24 protein-coding genes and 2 tRNA genes are annotated in these 23,160 nt (G+C 68.6%); 14 read left to right on the top strand and 12 right to left on the bottom strand.

From position 1 onward, the window contains the following. On the bottom strand, positions 1–657 hold the full coding sequence (locus tag CHAN_RS03515; RefSeq protein WP_290291846.1) for a hypothetical protein: 657 nt from the start codon (positions 655–657) through the stop codon (positions 1–3). Positions 658–659: 2 nt separating this feature from the next. Beyond that, on the bottom strand, positions 660–1,067 hold the full coding sequence (locus tag CHAN_RS03520; protein ID WP_082144215.1) for a DNA-binding protein: 408 nt from the start codon (positions 1,065–1,067) through the stop codon (positions 660–662). Between CHAN_RS03520 and CHAN_RS03525 the strand changes: the two genes are divergently transcribed. Beyond that, positions 1,066–2,313: a PEP/pyruvate-binding domain-containing protein gene (locus CHAN_RS03525; RefSeq protein ID WP_290291850.1), complete on the top strand. Its 1,248-nt coding sequence runs from the start codon at positions 1,066–1,068 to the stop codon at positions 2,311–2,313. The two genes, CHAN_RS03520 and CHAN_RS03525, sit on opposite strands and share 2 nt — an antisense overlap. 153 nt (positions 2,314–2,466) lie before the next feature. Further along, positions 2,467–3,069 (top strand): histidine phosphatase family protein, encoded by a 603-nt coding sequence (locus CHAN_RS03530; RefSeq protein ID WP_290293296.1) that lies wholly within the window; start codon positions 2,467–2,469, stop codon positions 3,067–3,069. Positions 3,070–3,144: 75 nt separating this feature from the next. Here CHAN_RS03530 and CHAN_RS03535 read toward each other — a convergent pair. The 3 genes from CHAN_RS03535 to cmrA all read right to left on the bottom strand — a co-directional run bounded on the left by CHAN_RS03535 (position 3,145) and on the right by cmrA (position 4,815). Next, a tRNA-His gene (locus tag CHAN_RS03535) sits at positions 3,145–3,217 on the bottom strand. A 117-nt stretch (positions 3,218–3,334) separates the two neighbouring features. Continuing rightward, positions 3,335–3,934 (bottom strand): oligoribonuclease, encoded by a 600-nt coding sequence (orn, locus tag CHAN_RS03540; RefSeq protein WP_377748414.1) that lies wholly within the window; start codon positions 3,932–3,934, stop codon positions 3,335–3,337. Positions 3,935–4,017: 83 nt separating this feature from the next. Beyond that, on the bottom strand, positions 4,018–4,815 hold the full coding sequence (cmrA, locus tag CHAN_RS03545; RefSeq protein ID WP_290291852.1) for a mycolate reductase: 798 nt from the start codon (positions 4,813–4,815) through the stop codon (positions 4,018–4,020). 294 nt (positions 4,816–5,109) lie between these two features. Here cmrA and CHAN_RS03550 point away from each other — a divergent pair, with 294 nt between their 5' ends. Both CHAN_RS03550 and CHAN_RS03555 read left to right on the top strand, forming a co-directional pair. Then, complete coding sequence (locus CHAN_RS03550) at positions 5,110–5,733, top strand: TetR/AcrR family transcriptional regulator (RefSeq protein WP_048739472.1); 624 nt, start codon at positions 5,110–5,112, stop codon at positions 5,731–5,733. Then, positions 5,733–6,131 carry a hypothetical protein gene (locus CHAN_RS03555; RefSeq protein ID WP_290291856.1) on the top strand — a complete coding sequence of 133 codons (399 nt, stop codon included), beginning with the start codon at positions 5,733–5,735 and terminating at the stop codon, positions 6,129–6,131. The genes CHAN_RS03550 and CHAN_RS03555 overlap by 1 nt, the downstream gene beginning before the upstream one ends. A 142-nt stretch (positions 6,132–6,273) precedes the next feature. On the opposite strand, the gene CHAN_RS03560 is transcribed toward CHAN_RS03555, so the two are convergent. Next, positions 6,274–6,347: transfer RNA gene (locus CHAN_RS03560), tRNA-Arg, on the bottom strand. A gap of 113 nt (positions 6,348–6,460) precedes the next feature. Here CHAN_RS03560 and CHAN_RS03565 point away from each other — a divergent pair. The 5 genes from CHAN_RS03565 (at position 6,461) to CHAN_RS03585 (ending at position 12,702) form a co-directional block, all read left to right on the top strand. Next, the gene (locus CHAN_RS03565) at positions 6,461–8,581 is read left to right on the top strand and encodes a bifunctional copper resistance protein CopD/cytochrome c oxidase assembly protein (RefSeq protein ID WP_290291858.1); all 2,121 of its coding nucleotides are present in this window, start codon (positions 6,461–6,463) and stop codon (positions 8,579–8,581) included. 265 nt (positions 8,582–8,846) lie between these two features. Next, positions 8,847–9,479 (top strand): single-stranded DNA-binding protein, encoded by a 633-nt coding sequence (locus tag CHAN_RS03570; protein WP_290291860.1) that lies wholly within the window; start codon positions 8,847–8,849, stop codon positions 9,477–9,479. 179 nt (positions 9,480–9,658) lie between these two features. Then, positions 9,659–11,329: an energy-dependent translational throttle protein EttA gene (gene ettA / locus CHAN_RS03575; RefSeq protein ID WP_048739391.1), complete on the top strand. Its 1,671-nt coding sequence runs from the start codon at positions 9,659–9,661 to the stop codon at positions 11,327–11,329. Positions 11,330–11,348: 19 nt separating this feature from the next. Continuing rightward, positions 11,349–11,855 (top strand): acyl-CoA thioesterase, encoded by a 507-nt coding sequence (locus tag CHAN_RS03580; protein WP_290291864.1) that lies wholly within the window; start codon positions 11,349–11,351, stop codon positions 11,853–11,855. After that, the gene (locus CHAN_RS03585; RefSeq protein WP_290293299.1) at positions 11,848–12,702 is read left to right on the top strand and encodes a DUF8185 domain-containing protein; all 855 of its coding nucleotides are present in this window, start codon (positions 11,848–11,850) and stop codon (positions 12,700–12,702) included. The genes CHAN_RS03580 and CHAN_RS03585 overlap by 8 nt, the downstream gene beginning before the upstream one ends. 33 nt (positions 12,703–12,735) lie before the next feature. On the opposite strand, the gene CHAN_RS03590 is transcribed toward CHAN_RS03585, so the two are convergent. Together CHAN_RS03590 and pepN are read right to left on the bottom strand one after the other, a co-directional pair. Then, positions 12,736–13,167 (bottom strand): globin, encoded by a 432-nt coding sequence (locus CHAN_RS03590; protein ID WP_290291867.1) that lies wholly within the window; start codon positions 13,165–13,167, stop codon positions 12,736–12,738. A 57-nt stretch (positions 13,168–13,224) separates the two neighbouring features. Further along, positions 13,225–15,981 carry an aminopeptidase N gene (gene pepN, locus CHAN_RS03595; protein ID WP_290291870.1) on the bottom strand — a complete coding sequence of 919 codons (2,757 nt, stop codon included), beginning with the start codon at positions 15,979–15,981 and terminating at the stop codon, positions 13,225–13,227. A gap of 73 nt (positions 15,982–16,054) precedes the next feature. On the opposite strand from pepN, the gene CHAN_RS03600 reads away from it, so the two are divergent. The 4 genes from CHAN_RS03600 (at position 16,055) to CHAN_RS03615 (ending at position 18,336) form a co-directional block, all read left to right on the top strand. Further along, entirely contained in the window at positions 16,055–16,588 is a 534-nt protein-coding gene (locus CHAN_RS03600) for an SMI1/KNR4 family protein (RefSeq protein WP_048739475.1), read from the top strand. Positions 16,589–16,651: 63 nt separating this feature from the next. Then, on the top strand, positions 16,652–17,146 hold the full coding sequence (locus tag CHAN_RS03605; RefSeq protein WP_048739402.1) for an SMI1/KNR4 family protein: 495 nt from the start codon (positions 16,652–16,654) through the stop codon (positions 17,144–17,146). 101 nt (positions 17,147–17,247) lie between these two features. Beyond that, a complete protein-coding gene (locus tag CHAN_RS03610) occupies positions 17,248–17,877 on the top strand; it encodes a mycothiol-dependent nitroreductase Rv2466c family protein (RefSeq protein WP_290291877.1) in 630 nt (209 codons plus the stop codon). Between the two features lie 3 nt (positions 17,878–17,880). Then, positions 17,881–18,336, top strand: a complete 456-nt coding sequence (locus tag CHAN_RS03615) for an META domain-containing protein (RefSeq protein ID WP_290291879.1) — start codon at positions 17,881–17,883, stop codon at positions 18,334–18,336. A 9-nt stretch (positions 18,337–18,345) separates the two neighbouring features. Here the strand turns inward: CHAN_RS03615 and CHAN_RS03620 are convergent, their stop codons facing one another. From CHAN_RS03620 to CHAN_RS03630, 3 genes are all read right to left on the bottom strand, one after another. Then, the gene (locus CHAN_RS03620) at positions 18,346–19,620 is read right to left on the bottom strand and encodes a TIGR04053 family radical SAM/SPASM domain-containing protein (RefSeq protein ID WP_377748376.1); all 1,275 of its coding nucleotides are present in this window, start codon (positions 19,618–19,620) and stop codon (positions 18,346–18,348) included. 78 nt (positions 19,621–19,698) lie between these two features. Further along, the gene (locus CHAN_RS03625; protein ID WP_290291884.1) at positions 19,699–20,289 is read right to left on the bottom strand and encodes a hypothetical protein; all 591 of its coding nucleotides are present in this window, start codon (positions 20,287–20,289) and stop codon (positions 19,699–19,701) included. Positions 20,290–20,587: 298 nt separating this feature from the next. Continuing rightward, on the bottom strand, positions 20,588–21,271 hold the full coding sequence (locus tag CHAN_RS03630) for a YdcF family protein (RefSeq protein ID WP_290291885.1): 684 nt from the start codon (positions 21,269–21,271) through the stop codon (positions 20,588–20,590). Between the two features lie 237 nt (positions 21,272–21,508). On the opposite strand from CHAN_RS03630, the gene CHAN_RS03635 reads away from it, so the two are divergent. Further along, positions 21,509–21,985, top strand: coding sequence for a ribose-5-phosphate isomerase (locus CHAN_RS03635; RefSeq protein WP_035123591.1), 477 nt, complete (start codon positions 21,509–21,511; stop codon positions 21,983–21,985). 132 nt (positions 21,986–22,117) lie between these two features. On the opposite strand, the gene CHAN_RS03640 is transcribed toward CHAN_RS03635, so the two are convergent. Further along, positions 22,118–22,954: a DUF1542 domain-containing protein gene (locus tag CHAN_RS03640; protein WP_290291887.1), complete on the bottom strand. Its 837-nt coding sequence runs from the start codon at positions 22,952–22,954 to the stop codon at positions 22,118–22,120. Positions 22,955–23,160: the final 206 nt, after the last annotated feature.

Raw genomic sequence — 23,160 nt, forward strand, 5'->3', positions numbered from 1 at the left:
TCAACTGACCTGGTCGCCCCTCCCCGGTTCGTCTTCGCGGCTGATGCCGAGGGTGGCGATCAGGTCTTCGTGCAACTGGAACCACACCAGGTGGCAGGAATCGCAGGACGAGGCGGCGACCCATCCCCGGTCGCCGCGTCGTGCGAACTCCAACGCCTTCGCAAATCTTGGGGCGTAACCGGAGAACCGGTCGAGGACCGAGGTCAAACGATCATTCAGGGGCTCCAGCTCTCGCGAGAGCGCGGCCAATTCATCGAGAACACGCTCGTCCCATGAAGGGTCCTCGTGGTCATTCGGGGAGTACTTGTCCTCGACCGTCGGTCTGACTTGCCAGTCGGTGCAGGCGCGGAAGAGTCGCGCATTCAGTGGCATGAAGTCTTGGTGGACTGCCTCGATGATTCCGTCCGGATCGGCAATTTCACGTTCGTGAGCGAGTTGCCTCTCGTTTTCGATGCGTCCCGATTCCGTGAGCGACCAACCGCTCAAGTCCGCGAACGAGGTCTTTCGGATCCACCCGTTGGTCTCGAAATCCCGGAGCAACAATCGGACCTCGGCGATGGATGTTTCGGACCGGGCCGCGATCCGGGGAACGTCCGAAAAGCCCAGGAGCCGGACGGCGTGGAGAATCCGCAAGGGCGTGCGTGACCGGGCTCCCATGATCAGAGGCCTTTCCGGGAACTCAGGCGGGTGAAGTGTTGCTGGCAGGCCTGGGGGGAACGAAATCCGGTTGCCTCGGCGATTTGAGCCCACGTCAAACCGATGTTGCGCGCGCTGAAGAGCAGGCCGATTTCCGCGCCGTCGACCTCATCTCGAGCGGCCTGAAGCAGGGATAGCGCGCTGAGCAATTCGGCGCCGGATAGCTCCCCTGATTTCCACAGGGCGAACTGGGTGAGGTCGACGGCCGTGGGTGGGGCCGGGGCCGGGCGCCAAGGGCGTCGCTCAAGTTGATCCGCACCCAGATTCAGCAAGTGCGAGGTTGCTTCTTGCTCTCTGCGGGCTCGGGCCGCGTCGCTCGCGTCGGTGGGCGATGCGCTCTCGTTCAACCGGGGGTGTTTCTCGTGTCCCATGGAATCCACCTTGCGGTATCAACAAAATGTTGTCAACATGTTGTTGATGACACTCAAGGCGATGATCCCCCTTCGCGATGCCGAGACCGCAACGAGCGGGGCCAAGGCGGCGAATCTCGGGCTGCTGCTGCGCGCTGGTTTGCCGGTGCCCGAGGGATTCGTGATTCCGGTCGGCGACGAACCTTCGGTACGGACCAGCGCAAGTGAACGGGCGAGACTTCGGCGGGCGATGGAATTCGTTTTGCGTGAGCTCGGAGGTGGGCCGGTCGCAGTGAGGTCCTCCGGGGTAGAGGAGGACACTTCTGCCGCATCTGCGGCCGGTCAGTATGAGACGTTTCTCGCCGTCGAGGGAGTCGATGACGTCTTGGATGCGATCGAACAGTGTCACCGTTCCGCGCTGGCTCCAAGAGTCGCGCAGTACCGGGCCCGGATCGAGCTCGGCGAAGCTGAAAGCGAGCGACTCCTCCAACCGCAGCGTTTGGCCGTTCTCGTCCAGAAACACGTCGATGCCGAAGTGTCCGGTGTGCTGTTCACTCCATCCGCCGAACGTCAATCGGCGAGGATCGAAGCGACTTGGGGGTTGGGAACATCGTTGGTTGGCGGATCCGTCACGCCAGACTCGTTCGAGGTGCCCGAAGATGGAGATGTCACCTGCGTGATTGGATCGAAAGCGCAACGAGCCGATCGTTGTCGAGCTCGGGGCGGCATCGTGATTTCGTCGGTCCCCGAGTTTAAGCGATCGGCGGTTGCACTCGATGGAAAGATGATCGGCCTAATCGTGGAACTCGGTGGTAAGTCCTCCGAATTGCTGGGTGCACCCCAGGACATTGAGTGGGCCATTGCGGAGGGGAAGCCGTGGTTGCTTCAGTCGCGCCCCATAACCGCGGACCTCCCGGGACATTCGGCATCCATCTCCTCGGCGGCGGAGACGTGGGTGGCGGGGATGCCTGCGGCACGCGGCTCCGCCACCGGCGTGGCACGTGTAGTGCGCGGGCCCGATGAGTTCGGTCGCGTTCGCCCCGGCGACATCATCATCTGCCCATGGACCGACCCCTCTTGGACCCCCCTATTTGCGATTGCCGGCGGAGTGGTGACTGAAACCGGAGGTGCTTTATGTCATGCGGCGATTGTGGCTCGTGAATACGGCATTCCCGCCGTCACTGGTCTCCCCGACGCCACTCGATTAATCCCCGATGGTGTGCGCGTCACTCTCGACGGCACTGCCGGCACGTTGGGGCCAGGGTAATGGGGGCCTTGGTGGGGGGCGGGCGGCTCTGCCATGATTCCCGCCAACTGAATCGGAATGCAGCCGTCCCATGACGGATCCAAGTATCCGCGAGCCCATGCAGAAGGAACGACGACGGAAAGGTGAAGGAGCGTGAAGCGCTCCCGAAACGCCATGGCAACCAGATTCCTCTACATAGCCCGGCATGGAGACGCCGATGCATTCGGAGCCTTGACTGAAATTGGCCGGGAGCAATCCCGCTTACTCGGTCGTCGCCTCGCTGGGCTTCCCATCAGCGGTGTTTGGCACTCCCCGTTGCCGAGGGCCAGGGATACGGCGAGACAGTTGGACCTCTACTTGGAAGGCGATCCCGAACTGGCGGCTCGCCCTGAGTTGGTGGACCACGTCCCGTATGTTCCCCCTCGGTCACGGATCCCAGGTCCGTGGTTGCCGTTTTTCGATGGATACGCGCGAGAGGAAGCCGAGGCGGGACATCAGGTCGCGCGCTCACTGGTGGATCGTTTCGCGGTCGCCCCGGAAAGCGGGGAAGACGTGCACGAAGTCCTCATCACGCATGCGTATCCGATCGCTTGGCTGCTGCGTGACGCCTTTGGTGCTCCACCCGAACGTTGGCTCGGAGTGGAGAGCGCGAATGCAGCGCTCACGGTGATCGAGTACCGGCTGCAACTGGCGCCGAGCGTCATCATGTTCAACGACATGAGCCATTTACCGGAGGAGTTGCGCTGGACCGGGTTCCCCGAGAGATTGCGGCCGTGATTTGGCGGCGAACTCTCCTGTGGGCCGTGCGAATGAGGAAGGCCCGGACCTTGCGGTCCGGGCCTTCTCTGTCGGGGTGACTGACGGGACTCGAACCCGCGACACCCAGGATCACAACCTGGTGCTCTACCAACTGAACTACAGTCACCATCGCATTCACGTCAGCGGCGTGAGCCCCTGCCGTGCAGCGGATTACAGGATAACCCACGAAATGCGCCCGACAAAACCGCAGGTCGGGGGCATGTCCGGCGGGGTTTGGCCGGGGTCAGTCCGTGGGCATCGCGCGGCACGCGTCGTCGGCGGCCCGGGCGACCTCTTCCGTGGTCGGCCCATCTCCGGGCACCAGCATGGTGCGGCGGTAGAACTCGAGCTCGCGGATCGACTCGCGGATGTCGGCCAGCGCCCGGTGGGCCATGCCCTTCTCCGGCTGCCCGAAGTACACGCGCGGGTACCAGCGGCGGGCGAGCTCCTTCAGCGAGGACACGTCGATCATGCGGTAGTGCAGGAACTGGTCGAGCTCCGGCATGTACCGGTTGATGAAGGCCCGGTCCGAGGCGATCGAATTGCCCGCGAGCGGCGCCTGGCGCTCCGCCGGAACCCACTGGCGGACGTAGTCGAGGACCATCTGCTCCGCCTCGGTGAGATTCACCGACGACGCCCGGATCTCCTCGGTCAGCCCGGACGAGTTGTGCATGTTGGTGACGAACTCGTCCATCTGCGCCAGATCGGTCTCGGAGGCGTGGACGACGATGTCGACGCCCTCGCCGAGCACGTTCAGGTCGGCGTCGGTCACCAGCGCCGCGATCTCGACGATGACGTGCTTCTGCGGGTCCAGGCCCGTCATCTCGCAGTCGATCCAAACGATGCGGTCGTACTTGGGGTGCGTCCCGTTGCCGTTGCCGTTCGCGCCGCCGTTGGATTTTCCGTTCGCGCTTCCGTTGCCGCCGGTCACTGGGCCATCCCCTCGTAGAGCTTGCCGACGATCGGCGCCACCAGCCAGCGCGGCAGGTAGTTGCCGGCGGTGTTCATGCCCTTGCTCAGCACGCCGGGCACCACGCGCAGCCGGTTGGCCGCCAGCGCATCCAGGCTGTCGCGGGCGCAGTCGTCCGTGGAGGTCCACAGGAAATCCGGGATGTTCTCGTCGACCTCGTTCGCGCCGCCGTCGCGCACGTCGGGGCGGACCGGGCCGGGGGCCAGCAGCGTGCAATGCACGCCCGTGCCCTTGAGGTCGTAGTGCAGCGCCTCGGTGAACGTGTTCACGAACGCCTTGGTGCCCACGTAGGTGGCGTTGTTCGGGATCACCGTGGTGCCGGCCGCCGAACCGACGTTGAGGATCGCCCCCGATCCCCGCTCGACCATTGGGCCGATCGCCAGCTGGGTCAGGTCGAACAGCGCCGTGGCGTTGAGCTCGAACTGCGCGCGCTCGTACTCCGGATCCAGATCCTGGAAACGGCCGAACGTGGCCACGCCGGCGCAATTGACCATCACGCTGATCTGGCGTTCACGCAGCTCGTCGCAAAGCTCCGCCCGCGCCTCGGGGTCGGACAGGTCGCAGGGCCGGCCCTCGACGGTCAGGGAGGGGCCGGAGAGTTCGGCGGCCAGGGCGGTCATCTTGTCCTCGGACCGCGCGACGAGGATCAGGGAATGTCCGCGCCGGGCGAGCTCCCGGGCCAACGCCATTCCGATGCCGGATGACGCGCCGGTCACCACCGCGCGGTAATCGGGATGGGGTGCGGGCAATGCCATGTTCGTCCTCGTGGTCGCTCGACGGATGGTTACGCCGCAAGCCTAGTGCGCCCGGCCGCGCGACACGGGACGGGCGGGCGAGTGCCGTTTCGGGAGGGGTTCCGCATCCTCCTGCCAATGGCTGAAAATATGCTGTTTACGCATGTGGACACCGTTAACGGGTGTCCCCATTCCCGGCGTGGAAAACGAAAATCGCGGCCGCCGCCCATTAGCATTGGCGGCTAAGCGAATGGCTGCGATGGCCGACGGCCATCAACCCCGCCGCAAACGACGGGGCGCAGGAAAGGAATGACGATGAACGGCGACACCCCCGAAGCCAACGGCGCAAAGCCCTCGGTCGACGAGGCGATCATCGAGGCGGCGCGCGACAGCATCATGACCGTCGGGCTCCGCCGCACGTCGATCGCCGAGATCGCCCGCAAAGCCGGCGTGTCCCGCCCGACCGTCTACCGCCGCTACGCGGACCTCGACGAGCTGGCCAACGAAGTGATCACCCGCGAGTTCCTGCGCATCCTCGCCGACCTGCGCCAGATGCCCGGCGACGCCCGCGCCCGCATCGTCGACCGTTTCCGCATCATCCTCGAGCGACTCTCCAACGGCGACTTCTTCCTCAACCTCGCCGAAACCGACCCCGAGCGCATCGTCCGCGCCATCATCCGCCCGAAGGGCTCGAGCGAGCGGACCATCATCGAGCAGTTCATCCTGCCCGGCATCGTCCACGGCCAGGAGGACGGGTCCGTCCGCGACGGCGACCCCATGGTGCTGTCCAACAACGTGTTCATGGTCATGCAGTCCGCCGTGCTGATGTGCTCCAACATGCTGCGCGAGAGCACCGGTGACGGCGCGGGCTCCGACGGGGCCGCGCACAACGCGGTGGCGGAAGTCACCGAGATGGTCGACCGCTACCTGAGGCCCTGATGGCCGCCGGCGGCGAGGCTCCGCGGCCGCCCTCGCTGCGTGCGCTCTTCCTCGCCTCCGCCGCGATCCACGCCGTGCTGACGGCCGCCATCATGCTCCCGATCAGCCTTCTGGTCTTGGCGGGCGCCGGGCTGAACGCCGCCGTGATCATCGGCGGAATCGTCCTCGCCCGAGGGGGCGGGGGAGCGGCCCGGTGGGTGGGCACCGCAGCCGGGATCATCGCCGTTCTGGGCTGGGGGTCGTGGCCGGTGATCTGGTTCACCGACTCCGGCGCCGGCGGCGCCCCGATCAACATCTGGGGCATCCTGCTGCCCGGGCTCGCGGCGATCGTTTACCTGGTCGCGGCGCTTTTGCCTTCCGCCCGTGGCGCAGGCGCGGGCCGGTCGCCGCGCCACTGACGGGCCCCGCCGGCGCGCACGGCCGACGAGCGAAAGACAAGTGAAAAACGACACCCCCGTTAGTGCCTTTTGGCAAGGCCACGGGGGTGTCGTGTTCGTGAGGGGCGCCCGGGCTCCGCACCCGGACCGCCGCCTTTCGTCGCGCCCCGGGCAGGATTCGAACCCGCGACCAGCCGGGTAGAAGCCGGATGCTCTAATCCACTGAGCTACCGAGGCATGCGAGACGGAATTCTAGCCCGGTGCGCGGGGCCGTCGGCAAGCGGGTCCGCGCCTTTCCGGGGGCGCACCGAACTTCTGCGGGGCGGGGGAGGGGGTCTACCCTAGGGGGCATGACTGCGACGATGACCCGACCGACCCACAAGGTCAGGGGATCCCTCGGCTGGTACGTGGTTTTCGCCCTGGTGGCAGGTGCGCTCGCGGGCGCGCTGTCGCTGGCGTTCAACATGGATTCGCGCGCGACGCTGGGCATCCCCGACCCGGGCGTGATCACCACGGTGGGCTTCCCGCTGGCGAAGGCCGGCGGCGAGATGCTCGCGGCGCTGGCGATCGGCTCGTTCATGTTGGCGGCGTTCGGTTCCCGCCCGCGGCCCGACGGCACGATCGACCTCGACGGTTGGGCGGCGGCGCGGACGGGCCGGTGGGCGATCTTCAGCTGGGGCGCCATCGCGTTCCTGCAGATCCCGCTTGTGCTTTCCGACGTTTCGGGTCAGCCGTTGTCGACCACCATCAGCCCGCAGAACTGGTCCGTCGCTCTCGACCAGGTCAGTGAGGCGCTGGCGTGGCTGTGGGTGGGCATCTTCGCCATGGCCGTGGCCATCGGGTCGTCGCTGACCACGAAGTGGATCTGGCAGCCGGTGTTCTTCGCGGTGTCGCTGGTGTCGATGATGCCGCTGGCCGTCGTCAGCCACAACGCCACCGGCGGCAACCACGACTACGGCACGAACTCCTACATCTGGCACCTGACGTTCACGGTGTTCTGGGTCGGCGGCCTGATGGCGCTGATCGGCCATGCGCGCCGCCGCGGCGAGTTCATGACGGAGGTCGCGTCGCGCTACAGCTTCGTCGCGCTGGTGGCGTTCGTGGCCATGAGCGTGTCGGGCGTCATCAACGCGGCCATCAACGTGTCGTGGCAGGACCTGTTCAACAACAACTACGGCATCCTCGTGGTGGTCAAGGCGTTCCTGATCATCATCCTGGGCCTGTTCGGCTACATGCACCGCAAGGTGACCATCCCGCAGCTGGACAAGGATCCCAACGGCCCGGCGTTCTGGCGCCTGGCCATCGTGGAGGTCGTGGTCATGGCCGTCGCGGTGGGCGTGGCCGTGGCGCTGGGCCGCACGCCCCCGCCGCCGAATTACTCGGACCAGGCCGGCGGCGAGGGCCTGCCGCCGATCACCCAGATGGAGGTCAAGCTCGGCTACCAGCTGGAGATCCCCTTCGGCTGGGAGGCGCTGTTCACGCAGTTCCGCTTCGACATCTTCTTCGGGTCGGCGGCGATCATCGCGGCGTGGATCTACCTGTACTGGCTGCGCAAGCTGCGCAAGCGCGGCGGCGAGTGGCCCATTTCCAACACCTTCTGGTGGCTGGCGGGCTGCGCGATGCTGCTGTTCACGTCGTCGTCGGCGCTGGGCGTGTACATGCCGGCGCTGTTCTCGGTGCACATGCTGGCGCACATGCTGTACTCGATGGCCATCCCGGTCATGCTGGCGCTGGGCGGCCCGGTGACGCTGGCGCTGCGCGCGCTGAAGCCCGCCGGCCGCAAGGGGCTTCCGGGCGTGCGCGAGTGGCTGGTGGCGTTCATCAACAACCCGGTGTCGCGGTTCCTGACCAACCCGGTGGTGGCCACGGCGCAGTTCGTCGCGGGCTTCTACCTGCTGTACATGACGCCGCTGTACGACTACCTGGCCGACGAGCACGCCGGCCACCTGTTCATGAACATCCACTTCCTGATCTCCGGCTACATCTTCTACTGGGTGATCATCGGCGTGGATGCCGCGCCGCAGCAGATCTCCCCGGCGGTGAAGCTGGTGTCGCTGATGGGTTCGTTGCCCTTCCACGCGTGGTTCGGCATCACGCTGATGCAGATGCAGCAGATCCTGGCGGAGGACTACTACCGCAATCTGGCGCTGCCGTGGGAGGTCGATCTGCTGGCCGACCAGAACGTCGGCGGCGCGGTGGCGTGGGCGCTGGGCGAGGTGCCCATGTTCATCGTCATGACGGCCCTGTTCGTCCAGTGGCGCCGCAGCGACGAGAAGGACGCGGCGCGCTACGACCGCAACGCCGAGCGCGACCACGATGCCGAGCTGGAGGCGTACAACGCCATGTTGGCGGCGCGTTCCAGCCAGAGCATGACCGATGAGGAGCGCGAGTACTACACCGGCACCGTCGACGCCGAGCACGAGGTGCACCTCGGTTCGGCGAAGGACGCCGGCAAGCAGCACCACAGGTAGGGCTTTTCCGGTTCACGGGCGCGCGGCGGGTCATCCCCGCCGCGCGCCTTTTTTCGGCTTTGCGACGACCGCCGGGCGGACCTGCGCCCGGGTGCCGTCGTCAAGCCGGGGAATCTGCCGGCTGTGGATGAGCGGCGTAATGCGGGATCCATCCACAGGCGGCGGTTGCGGCGGTGGTGGCCGCCGGCGGGGAACGGAAGGGTCGGTGGCGGAAGACCCGGATCGAGCAGCGCTCCGGGGTCCACGACCAGAAGGGGGACCCGCAGTGTCCGAAATCAGCGTGACCATCGTCGGGAACATCACCAGGAAGCCGGAGATCAAGACCACCAACACGGGGAAGCTGGTGACGCGCCTGCGCGTCGCGTCGACCCGCAAGCGCTACGTCGACGAGCGGTGGGTCGACGGCGAAAGCGCGTACATCGACGTCGACTGTTGGGGGCATCTGGCGCAGAACGCGGTGAACACGTTCGGCAAGGGCGACCGAGTCATCGCCGAGGGGCGGCTGCGCACCGACGAGTGGGAGGACGAGCACGGCACGAAGAAGTCCTTCACCAAGGTCGTCGCCGATTCGGTCGGCCCGGAGCTGCGTTTCGCCACCGCCGTGATCCACCGGACCAAGACCGCCGGCGGGCGCGTGGCCGAAAGCGAGCGCCGGGCGCGGGAGGCCGCGGAGCTGGGTGCGGGCGGGAACGGCGTCGGAGGGAACGGAGGCGTCGGGGATGGCGGGGCCGCGAACGGAGCGGGCGGAAACGGCGGGGGCGGTGCGGTGGACGGCGGCCCGAATGGTGCGCAGGACGGCGGGCACGGGGCGGGGGAGACGCCCGGCGACGAGGCCCATGCGTTCTTCCCCGACGAGGCCCGCGCCCCGGAGCTCGGCGAGGCGGCGATGGCGTCGTAGTTTCGTGGCCGCCGGGCGGGGAAGTTGCCGGGCGTACCGGTAAGGTGAGGGCGAATGTGCGCGGGCGGTGACCGTCGCCAAGCGAAACCGGGGTCGGCGCGACGCGGAACCCGGGGGCCGGCGGGCGGTTCCCCGCGCACCTGAAGCGAAACCACCTACCTCCGAAGGAGAGCGCAGCAGTGGCTGAGTTCATCTACCAGATGAAGAACGTGCGCAAAGCGCACGGCGACAAGGTCATCCTCGACAACGTGACCATGGCGTTCTACCCGGGCGCCAAGATCGGTGTCGTGGGCCCCAACGGTGCGGGCAAGTCGTCGATCCTGAAGATCATGGCCGGCCTGGACCAGCCCTCCAACGGCGAGGCGTACCTCGAGCCGGGCGCCACCGTGGGCATCCTGCTGCAGGAGCCGCCGCTGAACGAGGAGAAGACCGTCCGCGGCAACGTCGAGGAGGGCCTCGGCGACATCTTCGAGAAGAAGCAGCGCTTCGAGCAGATCGCCGAGGAAATGGCGACCAACTACACCGATGAGCTGATGGAGGAGATGGGCAAGCTCCAGGAGGAGCTCGACGCCGCCGACGCCTGGGAGATCGACTCCAAGATCGAGCAGGCCATGGACGCCCTGCGCTGCCCGCCCGGCGACGAGCCCGTCACCCACCTCTCCGGCGGCGAGCGCCGCCGCGTGGCCCTGGCCAAGCTGCTGCTGAGCGAGCCCGACCTGCTGCTGCTCGACGAGCCCACCAACCACCTCGACGCCGAGTCGGTGCTGTGGCTGGAGCAGCACCTGCAGAAGTACCCCGGCGCCGTGCTGGCCGTGACCCACGACCGTTACTTCCTGGACCACGTCGCCGGCTGGATCTGCGAGGTCGACCGCGGCAAGCTGTACCCCTACGAGGGCAACTACTCCACCTACCTGGAGCAGAAGGCCGCCCGACTGGAGGTCGCCGGCAAGAAGGACGCCAAGCTGCAGAAGCGCCTGAAGGACGAGCTGGCGTGGGTCCGCTCCGGCCAGAAGGCCCGCCAGGCCAAGAACAAGGCCCGCCTCGAGCGCTACGAGCAGATGGTGGAGGAAGCCGAGCAGTACAAGAAGCTCGACTTCGAGGAGATCCAGATCCCGACCCCGCCGCGCCTGGGCAACCAGGTCGTCGAGGTGTCGAACCTGGAGAAGGGCTTCGACGGCCGCACGTTGATCAAGGACCTGTCGTTCACGCTGCCGCGCAACGGCATCGTCGGCGTCATCGGCCCCAACGGCGTGGGCAAGACCACCCTGTTCAAGACCATCGTCGGGCTGGAGGAGCCGGACGCCGGCGAGGTGAAGGTCGGCCAGACCGTCGAGCTGAGCTACGTCGACCAGGGCCGCGAGAACATCGACGGCGAGAAGACCGTGTGGGAGGTCGTCTCCGACGGCCTGGACTACATCCACGTCGGCCAGAACGAGATGCCGTCGCGCGCGTACCTGTCGGCCTTCGGGTTCAAGGGCGCCGACCAGCAGAAGCCGGCGAAGGTGCTGTCCGGCGGCGAGCGCAACCGCCTGAACCTGGCGCTGACCCTCAAGCAGGGCGGCAACCTGATCCTGCTGGACGAGCCGACCAACGACCTCGACGTCGAGACCCTGTCCTCGCTGGAGAACGCCCTGCAGCAGTTCCCGGGCTGCGCCGTGGTCATTTCCCACGACCGCTGGTTCCTGGACCGCACCTGCACCCACATCCTCGCGTGGGAGGGCAACGTCGAAGAAGGCCAGTGGTTCTGGTACGAAGGCAACTTCGAAGGCTACGAGAAGAACAAGGTCGAGCGCCTCGGCCCCGAGGCCGCCCGTCCGTCGCGCGTCACGCACCGCAAGCTGACGCGCTGACCCCAGGAGAGGTAACGGCATGCCCGATACGAATGCGTTTCTGACCACCATCCCCGTGCGCTGGTCCGACTTCGACCAGTACGGGCACGTCAACAACCTGGCGTACCTCGAGTACGGGCAGGAAGCCCGGGTCGCCTTCGCGCGCGCGAGCGTCGAGGGCGGCGGCGGGAAACTGGGCACCGTGGTGCGCCACGCGGAGATCGACTACCTCCGCGCCCTGCTGCCCGACACCCGCGAGGTGCTCGTGGAAACCGAGATCATCGCCATCGGCAACACGTCCTACACGATCCGCCAGACGATCAAGGACCAGCACGGCCACATCGCGGCGGTGCTGACCACCGTCATGGTGCTGTTCGACCTCGAGGAGTCCCGCGCCCGCGAGCTGACGCCGTCGGTGCGCCGGGTGCTGGGGCGTTTCGCCTCGCCCGAGCTGACCGCCGGCAACGGCGGAGGCAGCGGCAGCGGCGACGGCGGTAGCGGCGGTGGCGGCGGGGACGATGCCGCCGCCGGTGACCGCGATGAATGATGGCGGCGCGGGCGCCGGGGCCGGCGGGGAAACCCTCGTCGTCCACGACGCCGCCGCGCTGACCAACCTCGGGGTCCTCGCCCGCAAGGCCGAGGCGATGGACCCGGAGGCGCTGGTGCGCATCCGCTCGGTCGCGCCCGGCTCGCCGGATGACCCGGTTGCCGCGTCCCGGCCCGCCGGCATCGCCCGGGTGTGGGCGACCACGCCCTTCGGCCCGGTGGCCTGCCGCACCATGGCGATCGGCCCCGGCCGCGACGACATGATCGTCCGCGCCGACGCCGTCTCCGCCGCCACCGGCGACGCCCGGTCGGTGCCCCAGCTCGACGCCGCCGTCCCGATGACCCTGGACTGCGGCGCGGCCGCCGACGCCTCCTGGCCGGGCCGCCTGCCGGTCGACGGCGGGTGGACCGTCCTCGACGCCGTGCCCGCCGCCGTCTTCCGTGATTTGGAGGCACGGGCCAGGGGAGTGGCGAAGGAAGAATCCGGCCCGTTGGGCTTGCCGACGTCGCTGCTCGACCAGAAGGTCCTCACCGTCCGGAGCAGCGCGGGCAGTGGCGGAGGTGATGGCGCGGCCGATGAACGCGCCGCCGATTCCCGCTCGGCCGAAACGCCTTCGGCAGAAGATGCCGCCGCGGAAACACCCGCCATGGAAACGCCCGCCGCGGAATCGCCCACCGCGGAGATCTCGATGCGCGAGGTTTTCGCCCTGTGCGCGATGGGCTTCATCCCCGGTGAACCCGCCGCGGAAGAGCCGGTGCGGGTGTCGGTGAAGGGGCGCTGGCGGCGCCTCGACGGGCGCTTCGGCAGCGTCTACGCTTCCGAGGGATTCGGGGTGCTGCCGCTGTAGCGGTGCCCCGGCCACCGTGGCCCGCCCGGGAAATCAGGCGGGCGTGTTGATGAGCATGTCCGCCACCCGCACCATGTGCTCCCACATGGCGTCCCGGTGAGGCTTGGGCAGCTCCTCGTCGGAGACCTCGGCCAGCGCCTCGGACATCAGCTCCAGCCACCGGTCGCGGGCCGCCATGTCCACCACGAACGGGTGATGGCGCATCCGCAGCCGCGGATGGCCCCGCTCCACGTTGTACGTGGCCGGGCCGCCCCAATACTGCTCCAGGAACATCCGCAGGCGCCGCTCGGCGCCCTCCCAATCACCCGCCGGGTACATCGGCCCGAGGATGTCGTCCTCGCGGACGCGCACGTAGAAGCCGTGCACGATCTTCGCGAACGTCTCCTCGCCGACCTCGCGGTAGAAATCGCTGAACTGCGGCTGTCCGCCGCCGGGGGCTGCCTGAGGGGTCTGGCCGTTGGTCATGCCCCCAGGCTACCCAGGCCCCCGCACGCCGCGGGGCCCCGGGCACCGGCGCGCGCCCTACGCCTCCGGCGCCGAGCGGTCGCACTCCCGCGCCGCCAGCGCACGCTGCACCCGGTGACGGTTCTCCGCGACGATGCGCTTGACGGGGGCGGGCACCGAGTCGTCGTCAAGCAGCCGCGAAGCCTTGTCCAGGCCCGCCTGCGACACCTCCCAATGCGGGTACAGGCCGTCGAGCATGCGCTGCGCGGTCTCGGAGGAATGCGCGCCCCACCAGCCCGGGGCCTCGGCGAAGTAGCGGTCGGTGAAATCGCGGAGCAGCTCGTCGGCGCCGGGCGCGGTGAAGCCCGCCATCATCGACCGCAGCATCAGATTCGACGGGGCGGCGGCGCCGGTGGCCGTGCACGAGTTCCACACGCGGACCTTGTTGTCCGCCGCCGGGATCGCCGCCCGGGCCTTCGCCGCGGACTGCGCGCCCAACGCCGACTGGTCCGCCTGCTCGGCCGCCGCGACGTCGTCCGCGGCCTTGTCGCCGGCGGCGACCAGCACGGTCAGGGCCTTCCACGTCATGTCCTCGTCGACGGTCAGCCCCTCCAGGCCGACCTTCTCCGGAGCGCCGTCGAGGATCGCGCGGAAGACGTCGAGGGAACCGGCGCCGTCGGCGGGCAGCATGGCCAGCGCGTTGACGAAGGCCAGCTGCGCATCGGAACCGGCCTCCGCCGCGCGGGCGTGGTCGAGCAGCCCGGCGCCGAGCCGGCGGCGGCCTTCATCCACCCACTCGACGGCGGCGTAGCGCTCCACGGCGGTGACGGCCTGCGCCAGCACGCGCTCGAGCACCGAAATCTGGTCCTCGGCGGGGGCGCCGCGCAGCACCAGATCCACGAAGTCGCGGGCCCGGACCTTCGCGGCGCGGGTCATCTCCCACATCGTCGACCACGCCAGCGTCCGCGGCATCGGGTCCTCGAAGGCGCCGATGTGGTCGATCAGCGCCGTCCGCGACGCCGGGTCGAGCTCCATGAAGCAGTAGCTCAGGTCGTCGTCGTTGACCAGGACCACGTCGCCCGCCGGCACCCCGGCCATCTCCGGGACCTCGGTGACCTCGCCCCTGACATCGACCTCCACGCGGTGGGTGCGGCGCAGCACGCCATCCTCGAGGGCGTAGACGCCGACGGCGACGCGGTGGTCGCGCAGCTCGCCCGCGCCCGGCTCGGCGCCGGACTGGCGGATGGCGAAGGCGTCGTAGACCTCGCCGCCGTGCGCTGCGTTGGCGGCCTCGCCGCCGGCCCCGCCATCCCCGGCCCCGCTGCCGTCGCCCTTCCGGGTGGTGAACTCCGCCGCCAGGGTGTTGATGCCCGTCGTGGTCAGCCACTGGTCCGCCCACCCGGACAGGTCGCGGCCCGACGCCTCCGACAGCGCGGCGAGCAGGTCGTCGAAGGTGGCGTTGCCGAAGCGGTGGCGGGCGAAGTGCAGCCGCGCGCCGGCCAGGAACGCGTCCTCGCCGACGTAGGCCACCAGCTGCTTGAGCACCGACGCGCCCTTGGCGTACGTGATGCCGTCGAAGTTCTGGTCGACGGTGTCGATGTCGGAGGCGTCCGCGGCGATCGGGTGCGTCGACGGCAGCTGGTCCTGCTGGTAGGCCCACGCCTTCTCCACGTTGGCGAAGGTGGTCCAGGCGCCGCGGTACTCGCTGACCGCGGCCTGCGACGCGCACGCCGACCAGGTGGCGAAGGACTCGTTGAGCCACAGGTCGTCCCACCACCGCATGGTCACCAGGTCGCCGAACCACATGTGCGCCATCTCGTGGAGGATGGTCTCGTTGCGCCGTTCGTACAGGTAGCCGGTGGTGCGGGAGCGGAAGACGTACTCGTCGCGGATGGTCACCGCGCCGGCGTTCTCCATGGCGCCCATGTTGTACTCGGGGCAGAAGATCTGGTCGTACTTGCCGAAGGGGTACGGCTCGCCGAAGTTGGCGGCGTACCAGTCGAAGCCCTCCTTGGTCTCGCGGAACAGCCGCTCGGCGTCGAGGTGCTCGGCGATGGAGGCGCGGCAGTACAGGCCCAGGGGGATGGTCAGCTCGCCGTCGGGCTGGTGCGATGCGGGGGTTTCGGGATGCTTGGCGACGGTGCCCGCCCATTCGTCACGGACCTCGTGCCACGGACCGGCGCAGAACGCGATGAGGTACGTCGACAGCGGGACATCCACGCGGAAGCGGTGGACGCGGGCCGCCGGGCCGTCCAGCGGGGGAACCTCGCCCTCGCCGGGCGCGACGTCGGAGACCTCCGGCTCGGAGTTGGACACGATGGTCCAGTCGCCGGGGGCGGTGACGTCCATCGAGTACGTGGCCTTCAGGTCCGGCTGGTCGAAGCAGGCGAACACGCGCTTGGCGTCGGCCGTCTCGAACTGGGAGTAAAGATACGTCTGCTCGTCGGCGGGGTCGATGAAGCGGTGCAGGCCCTCGCCGGTGGTGGTGTAGCGGCAGTCGGCGTCGACCACGACTTCGTGCCCGCCCTCGGTCAGGTTCAGCAGCAGACCGCGTTCGTCGTCGTAAAGCTCCTTGGAGCCGCCGCAGGCGGCGTCCGTGACGTCGGCGCCGTCGACGGTGACGGAGCGGACGTCGGCGTTGCGGAGGTCGAGGAAGGTCTCGCCGGCGGTCTTCGCGGTCAGGGTGACGGTGGTGATCGACCGGAACGTCTCGTCGCCCGGGGCGGAGGTGGTGCCGGGGGCGCCGGTGACGTCGAGGGAGATGTCGTAGTGGGACACCTCGAGCATGGCCGCGCGGTCGGCGGCCTCGGTCTGCGTCAGGTTCGTGGAAGTCATGGGATTCAGGGTAACCGCGGCCGCGGATCGGGTGGCGTGGCGCGATCGCGGGCCGCGGGCCATGATCGGTTGCATGACCGAAAGCAACGCCAACGCACAAGACCCCGTCGCCCGCGTCAACGCCGCGTGGGACCGCATCGAGGGGCTGCTCCCCGAGGACGCGTTCGGGCCGGCCGCCTCCCACGAGGACCTCGACGACCTGGAGAAGCAGTTGGGCGTGACCCTGCCCGACGACGTCCGCGCCTCGTGGTCGCGCCATGGCTCGATGGAGGGGCCGCCGTGGGACGGAGGCTGGATCCAGCCGCCCGCGAAGATCATCTCCGACTGGCGGATGTGGACCGAAACCGAGGCCGACGGCGGCTTCGAGGGCTTCGTCGAAGATGCGGAGGACAACGCCGACTCCGAGGGCAAGTGGTTCCACGAGGCGTGGATCCCCCTCGTCCACGACCACGGCGGCAACCACATCTGTCTGGACACCCGCACCGGCCGGTACGTCGACATGGACCACGAGTACGGCTCGTCGTTCCTGCGCTACACCGATTGGGCGGGCTACCTCGAGCACACCGCCGGGATGCTGGAGACGAAGGGCCGCCCGTCGGAGCATTGAGCGGGGGTGGGCGCAGGGGATGATCGTCCGGCGCGGGTCCGTTGCAGTGGGTTCAATGTCCGCATGACCATCGAACAGTCTTGGGAGACCATCGTCTCCGTCGTCCCCGCCAACCCGCCCGCCACCGACGAGGACCTCGCCCACGTCGCCGAGGTCATCGGGGCACCGCTTCCCGACGACATCGTCGCCTCGCTGAAAATCCACGACGGCATCGATGTCGAGACGGTCAACGACGCCATGCGCGAGGGGAAGGAATTGCCTTTCGGCGGCTGGATCATGTCGTGCAGGGATATCGCCACGGACTGGGCCGGGTGGAAGGGCGTGTACGACGCCGAGAACGACGAGTGGAACGACCGGTGGTGGACGCCGAACCTCGTGCCGCTGGTGTCGGACGGAGGGGGAAATTCCGTGTGCGTCGACCTCACGACCGGCCAACTGATGAACATGGACCACGAGTTGGGGCCCTTGGAGTACGAATTCAAGACGTGGGCGGAATACCTGGCGGCCGTCGCCGCGAACGCCGAATCCGGCGCCGAGGTTGCCGTCTACTGGACGTAGGGCGCGCCGGCCGACCGTCGCAAAGCCGGATCCGTTGGCCGATGCACGGGAAACGAAGCTGATCTAACCTGGCGGTCAGCTTCGACGAAAGGGTTCCCATCATGACCTCCCGTGACACCGTGACCTTCTGGTTCGACGTCTCCTGCCCCTTCTGCTGGATCACCTCCCGGTGGATCAAGGAGGTGGAGAAGGTCCGCGACATCGACGTCACGTGGAAGCCGATGAGCCTGTCGGTGCTCAACGAGGGCCGCGACGAACTGCCCGAGGACTACAAGCGGATGATGGTGGCCAACTGGGGGCCGGCCCGCGTGTTCGCCGCGGTCGCGGCGGAGGACGGCGAGGACGTGCTCGACGCGCTCTACACCGAGATGGGCACCCGTATCCACGACGGCGGCCAGGGCGGCAAGGACACCGCCGACGGCTACGACGACATCATCCGCGAGTCGCTGGCCGCCGTGGGCCTGCCCGCCGAGCGCTTCGACGCCGCGCATTCCGACCGGTACGACGCGAAGCTGCGCGAGTACCACGCCGGCGCGATGGACGCCGTCGGCGATGACGTGGGCACCCCGGTGGTCAAGCTCGGCGACACCGCGTTCTTCGGCCCGGTGCTGACGCGCATCCCCCGCGGCGAGGAGGCCGGCACCATCTTCGACGGCGCCATCGCTCTGGCCGGGTACCCGCATTTCTTCGAGTTGAAGCGCTCGCGCACCGAGTCGCCCGAGTTCGATTAGGGCATGGCTTTGCGACGGCGCCGGGCTGCGGGTTCGGCGGGGGAGATCGGCATGACGCGCCGGGCGTTCGCCGTGGGCGCCGCGCTCGTCGTCGTCGCCGCAGTCGCCGCGGGGGTTGCGTGGGCGATGGGGGCGTTCCGCGGGCCCGAGCCGATCACCGGAGTGGATTGGCACCTCGAGTCGGATCGGCGGGCGAGTTTCCGCATCGACGGCACCGAGCTGAAGGGCACGGATTCGTGCAACCGAATCTTCGGCGACGCGTCGGTGTCCGAGGGGGAGCCGATGGTCATCGAGTTCGGCGTGCTCGCTTCGACGCGGATGGCCTGCCCCGACGGCGTGGACACGCAGGAAGCGATGCGGGTGGCGTTGGAGGGGCGGCGGCTGGTCGAGCGCCCCGATGAGGGGACGATCGTGCTGGTCGACGAAGCGACAGGCAACAGCTGGCGGTTCGTGAAGTAGCCGCGCGCCCTACATCCCCTTCGAGCCGTCGATGACGGTGAGCTTCAGCGCGGGGGCGTGCTCGCCCGGGCCGGAACCGATGGGCGCGAGATCCTCAGCCGTCGCCCCCTCCTCCTCGACGGCGTCGGCGTCGGGGTGCCACGCCGGCGGCACGTACACGCAGGTCGGATCCGACGCGCGGTAGTCACCGGTCAGCGCGAACGCCGTGGACCGCGAACCGCCGCACACGTTGTGGAACCCGCAGACGCTGCACTTGCCGTGCCAATTGTCGGGGTCGCGCAACTCCTTGAACACCGGCGACTCGGAGTAGATCTCCGGAAAAGGCGTCTCCTTCACGTTGCCGCAGTGCAGTGGCAGGAAGCCGTTGGGGTACACGTCGCCGATGTGGTCGATGAAGGCGAATCCCGAGCCGGAATTCACCGCCATGGGGGAGCGCGGCGGGCGGGGCTTGGCGGGGTGCTCGCCGAGAAGCTCGGTGGTTTGGCGCGTCAGCTCGTCGTAAAGCGGGCCGCCCTCGTACTTCGGCGCGCCGGTCTCCTCGGCCTCGCGGCGCTGCAGCACCACGCGGCGGTACTGCGGGGCCTCCGTGGTCTTGATGGCGATGCGGTCCGACACGTCGACCAGCCAATTGAGCACGTCCTCGCGCTCCTGCGGCGACAGGCAATTCAGCGCCGCCCCGCGGCCCGTGGGCACGAGGAAGAAGACGTACCACATCTTCGCGCCCATCTCGATGACCCGCTTCAGCAGCGCCGGGGCCTCGTGGATGTTGTCGCGCGTCAGCGTGGAGTTAATCTGCAGGCGGTAGCCGGCTTCGTTGATCACCGGGGCCATCTCGACGGTCTTCTCGAACGTGCCGGAAAACCCCCGGAACGCGTCGTGCGTCGCCGCCGTCGCACCGTCGAGCGACATGGACATGGCCTTGCCGCCGGCCTCGCGCAGCGACCGGACGCGCTCCGGCGTCAGCTTCGGCGTCACCGACGGCGACAGGGAGACGTTCAGGCCCTTCGACGTGCCGTACTCCGTCAGCTCCTCAAGATCCGCCCGCTCGAACGGATCGCCGCCCGTGAACACCACCAGCGGCAGCGGCCTGTCGTACGACGCCAGCGCGTCGAGAAGGCGCTTGCCCTCCTCCGTGGTCAGCTGATCCGGGTGCGGCTCGTGCTGCGCGTCGGCCCGGCAGTGCTTGCACACCAGGCCACACGCCCGCGTCACCTCCCAGATGACGATGAACGGCTTCTCGTTGATGTCGTGGCGGACGGTGCGGACTGCAGGGGGCCGGTGCACTGAACTTCCTCGGATCATGGTGGCTGGGAAACGCGCGGTAAACGCAGGTTCCCCCGCCACATTACGCTCGGTCGCGGCCTACTTGAAGGCGTCGGCGATCGCCGTGGAATCGGCGCTGCACGTCGCCGACGCGAACTCGCCCGTGGCGGTGTTCTCCGAGATCGTCTTGCCGTTGGCGATGATCTTGCACGTGATCGCCCCGGTGTCGTTGATCCCGTTGGTGACGCTGAGGTGGCCGCCGAAGATCCCCTTCACGGTCACGTCCTTGGTCCAGCCGGCGGCGACGCCTGAATCCTGCGCCGTGTTCGCTTCGTCGACGTTGTAGGTCACCGTCGCGTCGGTCGCGTCGCCCTCGATCGCGTAGGTGATGGTGTGCTCGGCGTTGAGCTGCTTGTCGACTTCGTTGGCCGCCCCACCCAGCATGGCCATGCAACCGCCCGCGATGAGGAGCAGCAGAATCGCCAGGATCAGGGGGATCAGGCAGCCGGGCCGCTTGTAGAGGGGCTTCTTCGGCTCCTGCACGTACACGACGTTGGGCTGGCCGGGTTCGCCGCCGACGTAGGGCCCGGCGTTCCGCGGGTTGCCGTAATGCGGCCCGCCCGGGCCCTGCTGCGGGCCGGGCATGCCGGAGGGGTTGGTTCCGTGGGGGTCGGGATTGGGGTTCGACATCGTCGCTCCTGAAAGCTCGTGCCGGATCGCGGGTTGGAGTGTGAGCCGGCGTGGACGCGATCCGCGGTGGCGGACCGGGTGAGGCTCGCGTGAGCGGGGCCTCTTCGAAGCAACCGGATCCGTGGGCGGCGGTGCCCGCCACGGAACGTTGTCCGGCGACTTCGCGAGCATCATGTCGAACCGTCCGGATCGCCTATTTTTCTACATCGAATGGGCGAGCGAGCAGTGTTTTTCAGGCCTTTCGGCGAGGTGGGCGGCCCGTCGTGAAGCGTGGCCCCCGCGATCCCCCACCGGGCCCCTACTGGGCGACGGCGCCGGTGACCGGCCACTTGCCGGCGGCGGCGATGCGGAACTCGTTGAGGGCTCGCTCCATGTGGTCGCGGGACGTCATCAGCGTGATGCCGCGGCCGCCGCGCTCGGCGACGATCTTCGACGACAGCGCCGCATTTTCCTTCGTGTTGCCCGACCGGTCCTCGGAGGTGATGCGCGAGCCGTCGATGCCGTGGCCCGTCAGCCACTCGCGCATCGCCTCGGCCTCGGACTTGCCCTTCTTCGGGGCGCCGCCGGACACGATGATCGGGGTCTCCGGGAAGGCCTCCGCCAGGTCCTTCGCGCCGGCCAGTCGCGTGACCAGTTCGTCGCGAAGCTCTCCCTCGTCGGTGAGCCCGTAGCCGAGGACCACGATGTGGTGCCCCCGCGGGTCGGCGGTCAGCTGCACCGGGTACGACGTCGACTCCGACTCCAGGCGCGTGCACAGGCGGATGAGGTCCTCGTTGTCGGACATGCACAGCGGGCTCGACGACAGCACCGCATCCCGCACCGCCGTGGGGCCGTCGGGCGCGCGGTTCGGATTCGGCTGCGCGGGAGAAGCCGCCGGGGCGGGGGTGGGGGAGGGTTCGGCGTGGGCCGTCTGCGCGGCCATCGGGGAAGCCACGAGGAGCGCGGAGGCGATGGCCACGGGGAGCGCGCGACCGAAGACCACGCGGGCGGAAATCCCTTCCCCGGAATGGGTTCGGGCGGTGGTGCCGCGGATCGGTGCGGCTGCCGCGGCGCCGGACGGGTGAACTCGGTCCCAGGAAAATCGCATGGCCGAGAAGGTAGCGAAAAGTAACGGATTTATCAAAACTTTCGCTTTTGATAACAACGGCGCCGGTGCGCCGCCACCGCCCCCTCCGCGGCGTGGGGCACCCCCGCGCCCGCGCCTGGTTATGCTTGTCCCATGCGTATTTACCTTGGCGCGGACCACGCCGGTTTCGAGATGAAGAACCTGATCAAGGACCACCTGGAGAAGGCGGGCCACGAGGTCGTCGATTGCGGCGCCCACGTGTACGATGCCGCCGACGATTACCCGGCCTTCTGCATCGAGGCCGCTTCCCGCACCGTCAACGACCCGGGCTCCCTGGGCATCGTGCTCGGCGGTTCCGGCAATGGCGAGCAGATCGCCGCCAACAAGGTCAAGGGCGCCCGCTGTGCCCTGGCCTGGTCGGTGGAGACCGCCAAGCTGGCCCGCGAGCACAACAACGCCCAGCTCATCGGCCTGGGTGGCCGCATGCATTCCGAGGAGGAGGCGCTGGCCATCGTCGATGCCTTCGTCGCCCAGCCGTGGAGCGAGGAGGAGCGCCACCAGCGCCGAATCGACATCCTCGCCGAGTACGAGAAGACCGGCATCGCCCCCGCCCTGCCCGAGCAGGAGTAGCGCGAGGCGCCGGCGGTTTAAGCCGGGTCGCCGGCCCACCTGCCGCGACGACGAAGCGGCACCCCACGTTCGAGTGGGGTGCCGCTTTTTTGCTTTGCGACGGACCGGCCCGGGCCCGCAGCCAGGCGAAAACTAGAAGTCGAAGTCGAAGCCGTCGCCGCCGCCGTCGAAGAAGCCCCCGCCGTCGCCGCCATCGCCGTCGCCGCCGAAAAGGCCGTCGAAGAAGCCGCCGCCGTCATCGCCGCCGCCGTCGCCGAGGTCACCGGCGTCGCCCTCGTCGATGAAGGTGTCGGCGGGCCCATCGGACCCGTCGCCGGCGCCGCTCTCGAAGTTCGACGCGGCATACGCCACGCCCGACATGCCGTTGAACATCAGCGAGAACAGGGCGACCGAGCCCATGGCCCACATGCCGGTGCGCAGGGCGGACTGCCACCACGGCTCGGAGTACCAGCCGGCGGGCACCGGGCGCCCGGCGACGCGGCCGCCGGGGTAGTAGTTGGGAGTTTCCTCGGTGGCCACGGGCGACGCGGTGATCTCGCGGCCCTCGTGTTTGATGGTGCGCTGCTCGGTCACGGAGCCGGCGGAGCGCTGGCCCTCCAGCGGAGGCAGTTCGGGGCCGGCGGGCATGCCCATGATCTCGCGCGCGGCGGCGACGTAGTGCAGGCCCTCGAGCGCGGATTCGCGCGCGAGCTGCGCCTGCTTGACGGTGTTGGCGGTGGAGATCTGCGACGACGCGGCGTTGTAGCGCTCGGAGGCGTCGGCCATCGCCTGGGTGGAGGCGGTGTCGGTGCCGGAGATGGACAGCACCTGGGAACCGAGCCGTTCGATCCAGCGGCGGGCGTCGGCCACGGCGTCGGCGACGTCGTCGTGTTCGCGCTGCGCGATGGCCTTGTTCTGGCGCTTCTGGGTCATCTGGATCAGCAGGACGCCGCCGATGATCGCGATGCCGATGAGGAGGATGGCTGACATTGTGGTCACGGTCCTATCTCGGTGGGTGGTTCCGGGTGCTTTCGTGTGGCCCGGGGGTTGTTCCGGGTCCATCCCATGCAACGGGCGAGGGGCCGGATTCGTTCCCCTTCTCCCCGGATTATCCCTTGTTCCGGGGCTTTGCGACGCCCACGCGCCGCGCCGTCCGGCCGCCTTTGCCCAGCGTCGAATCGGCGTCGCCGGGCGGA

It is taken from the genome of Corynebacterium hansenii, assembly GCF_030408795.1.
Classification (GTDB): Bacteria; Actinomycetota; Actinomycetes; order Mycobacteriales; family Mycobacteriaceae; genus Corynebacterium; species Corynebacterium hansenii.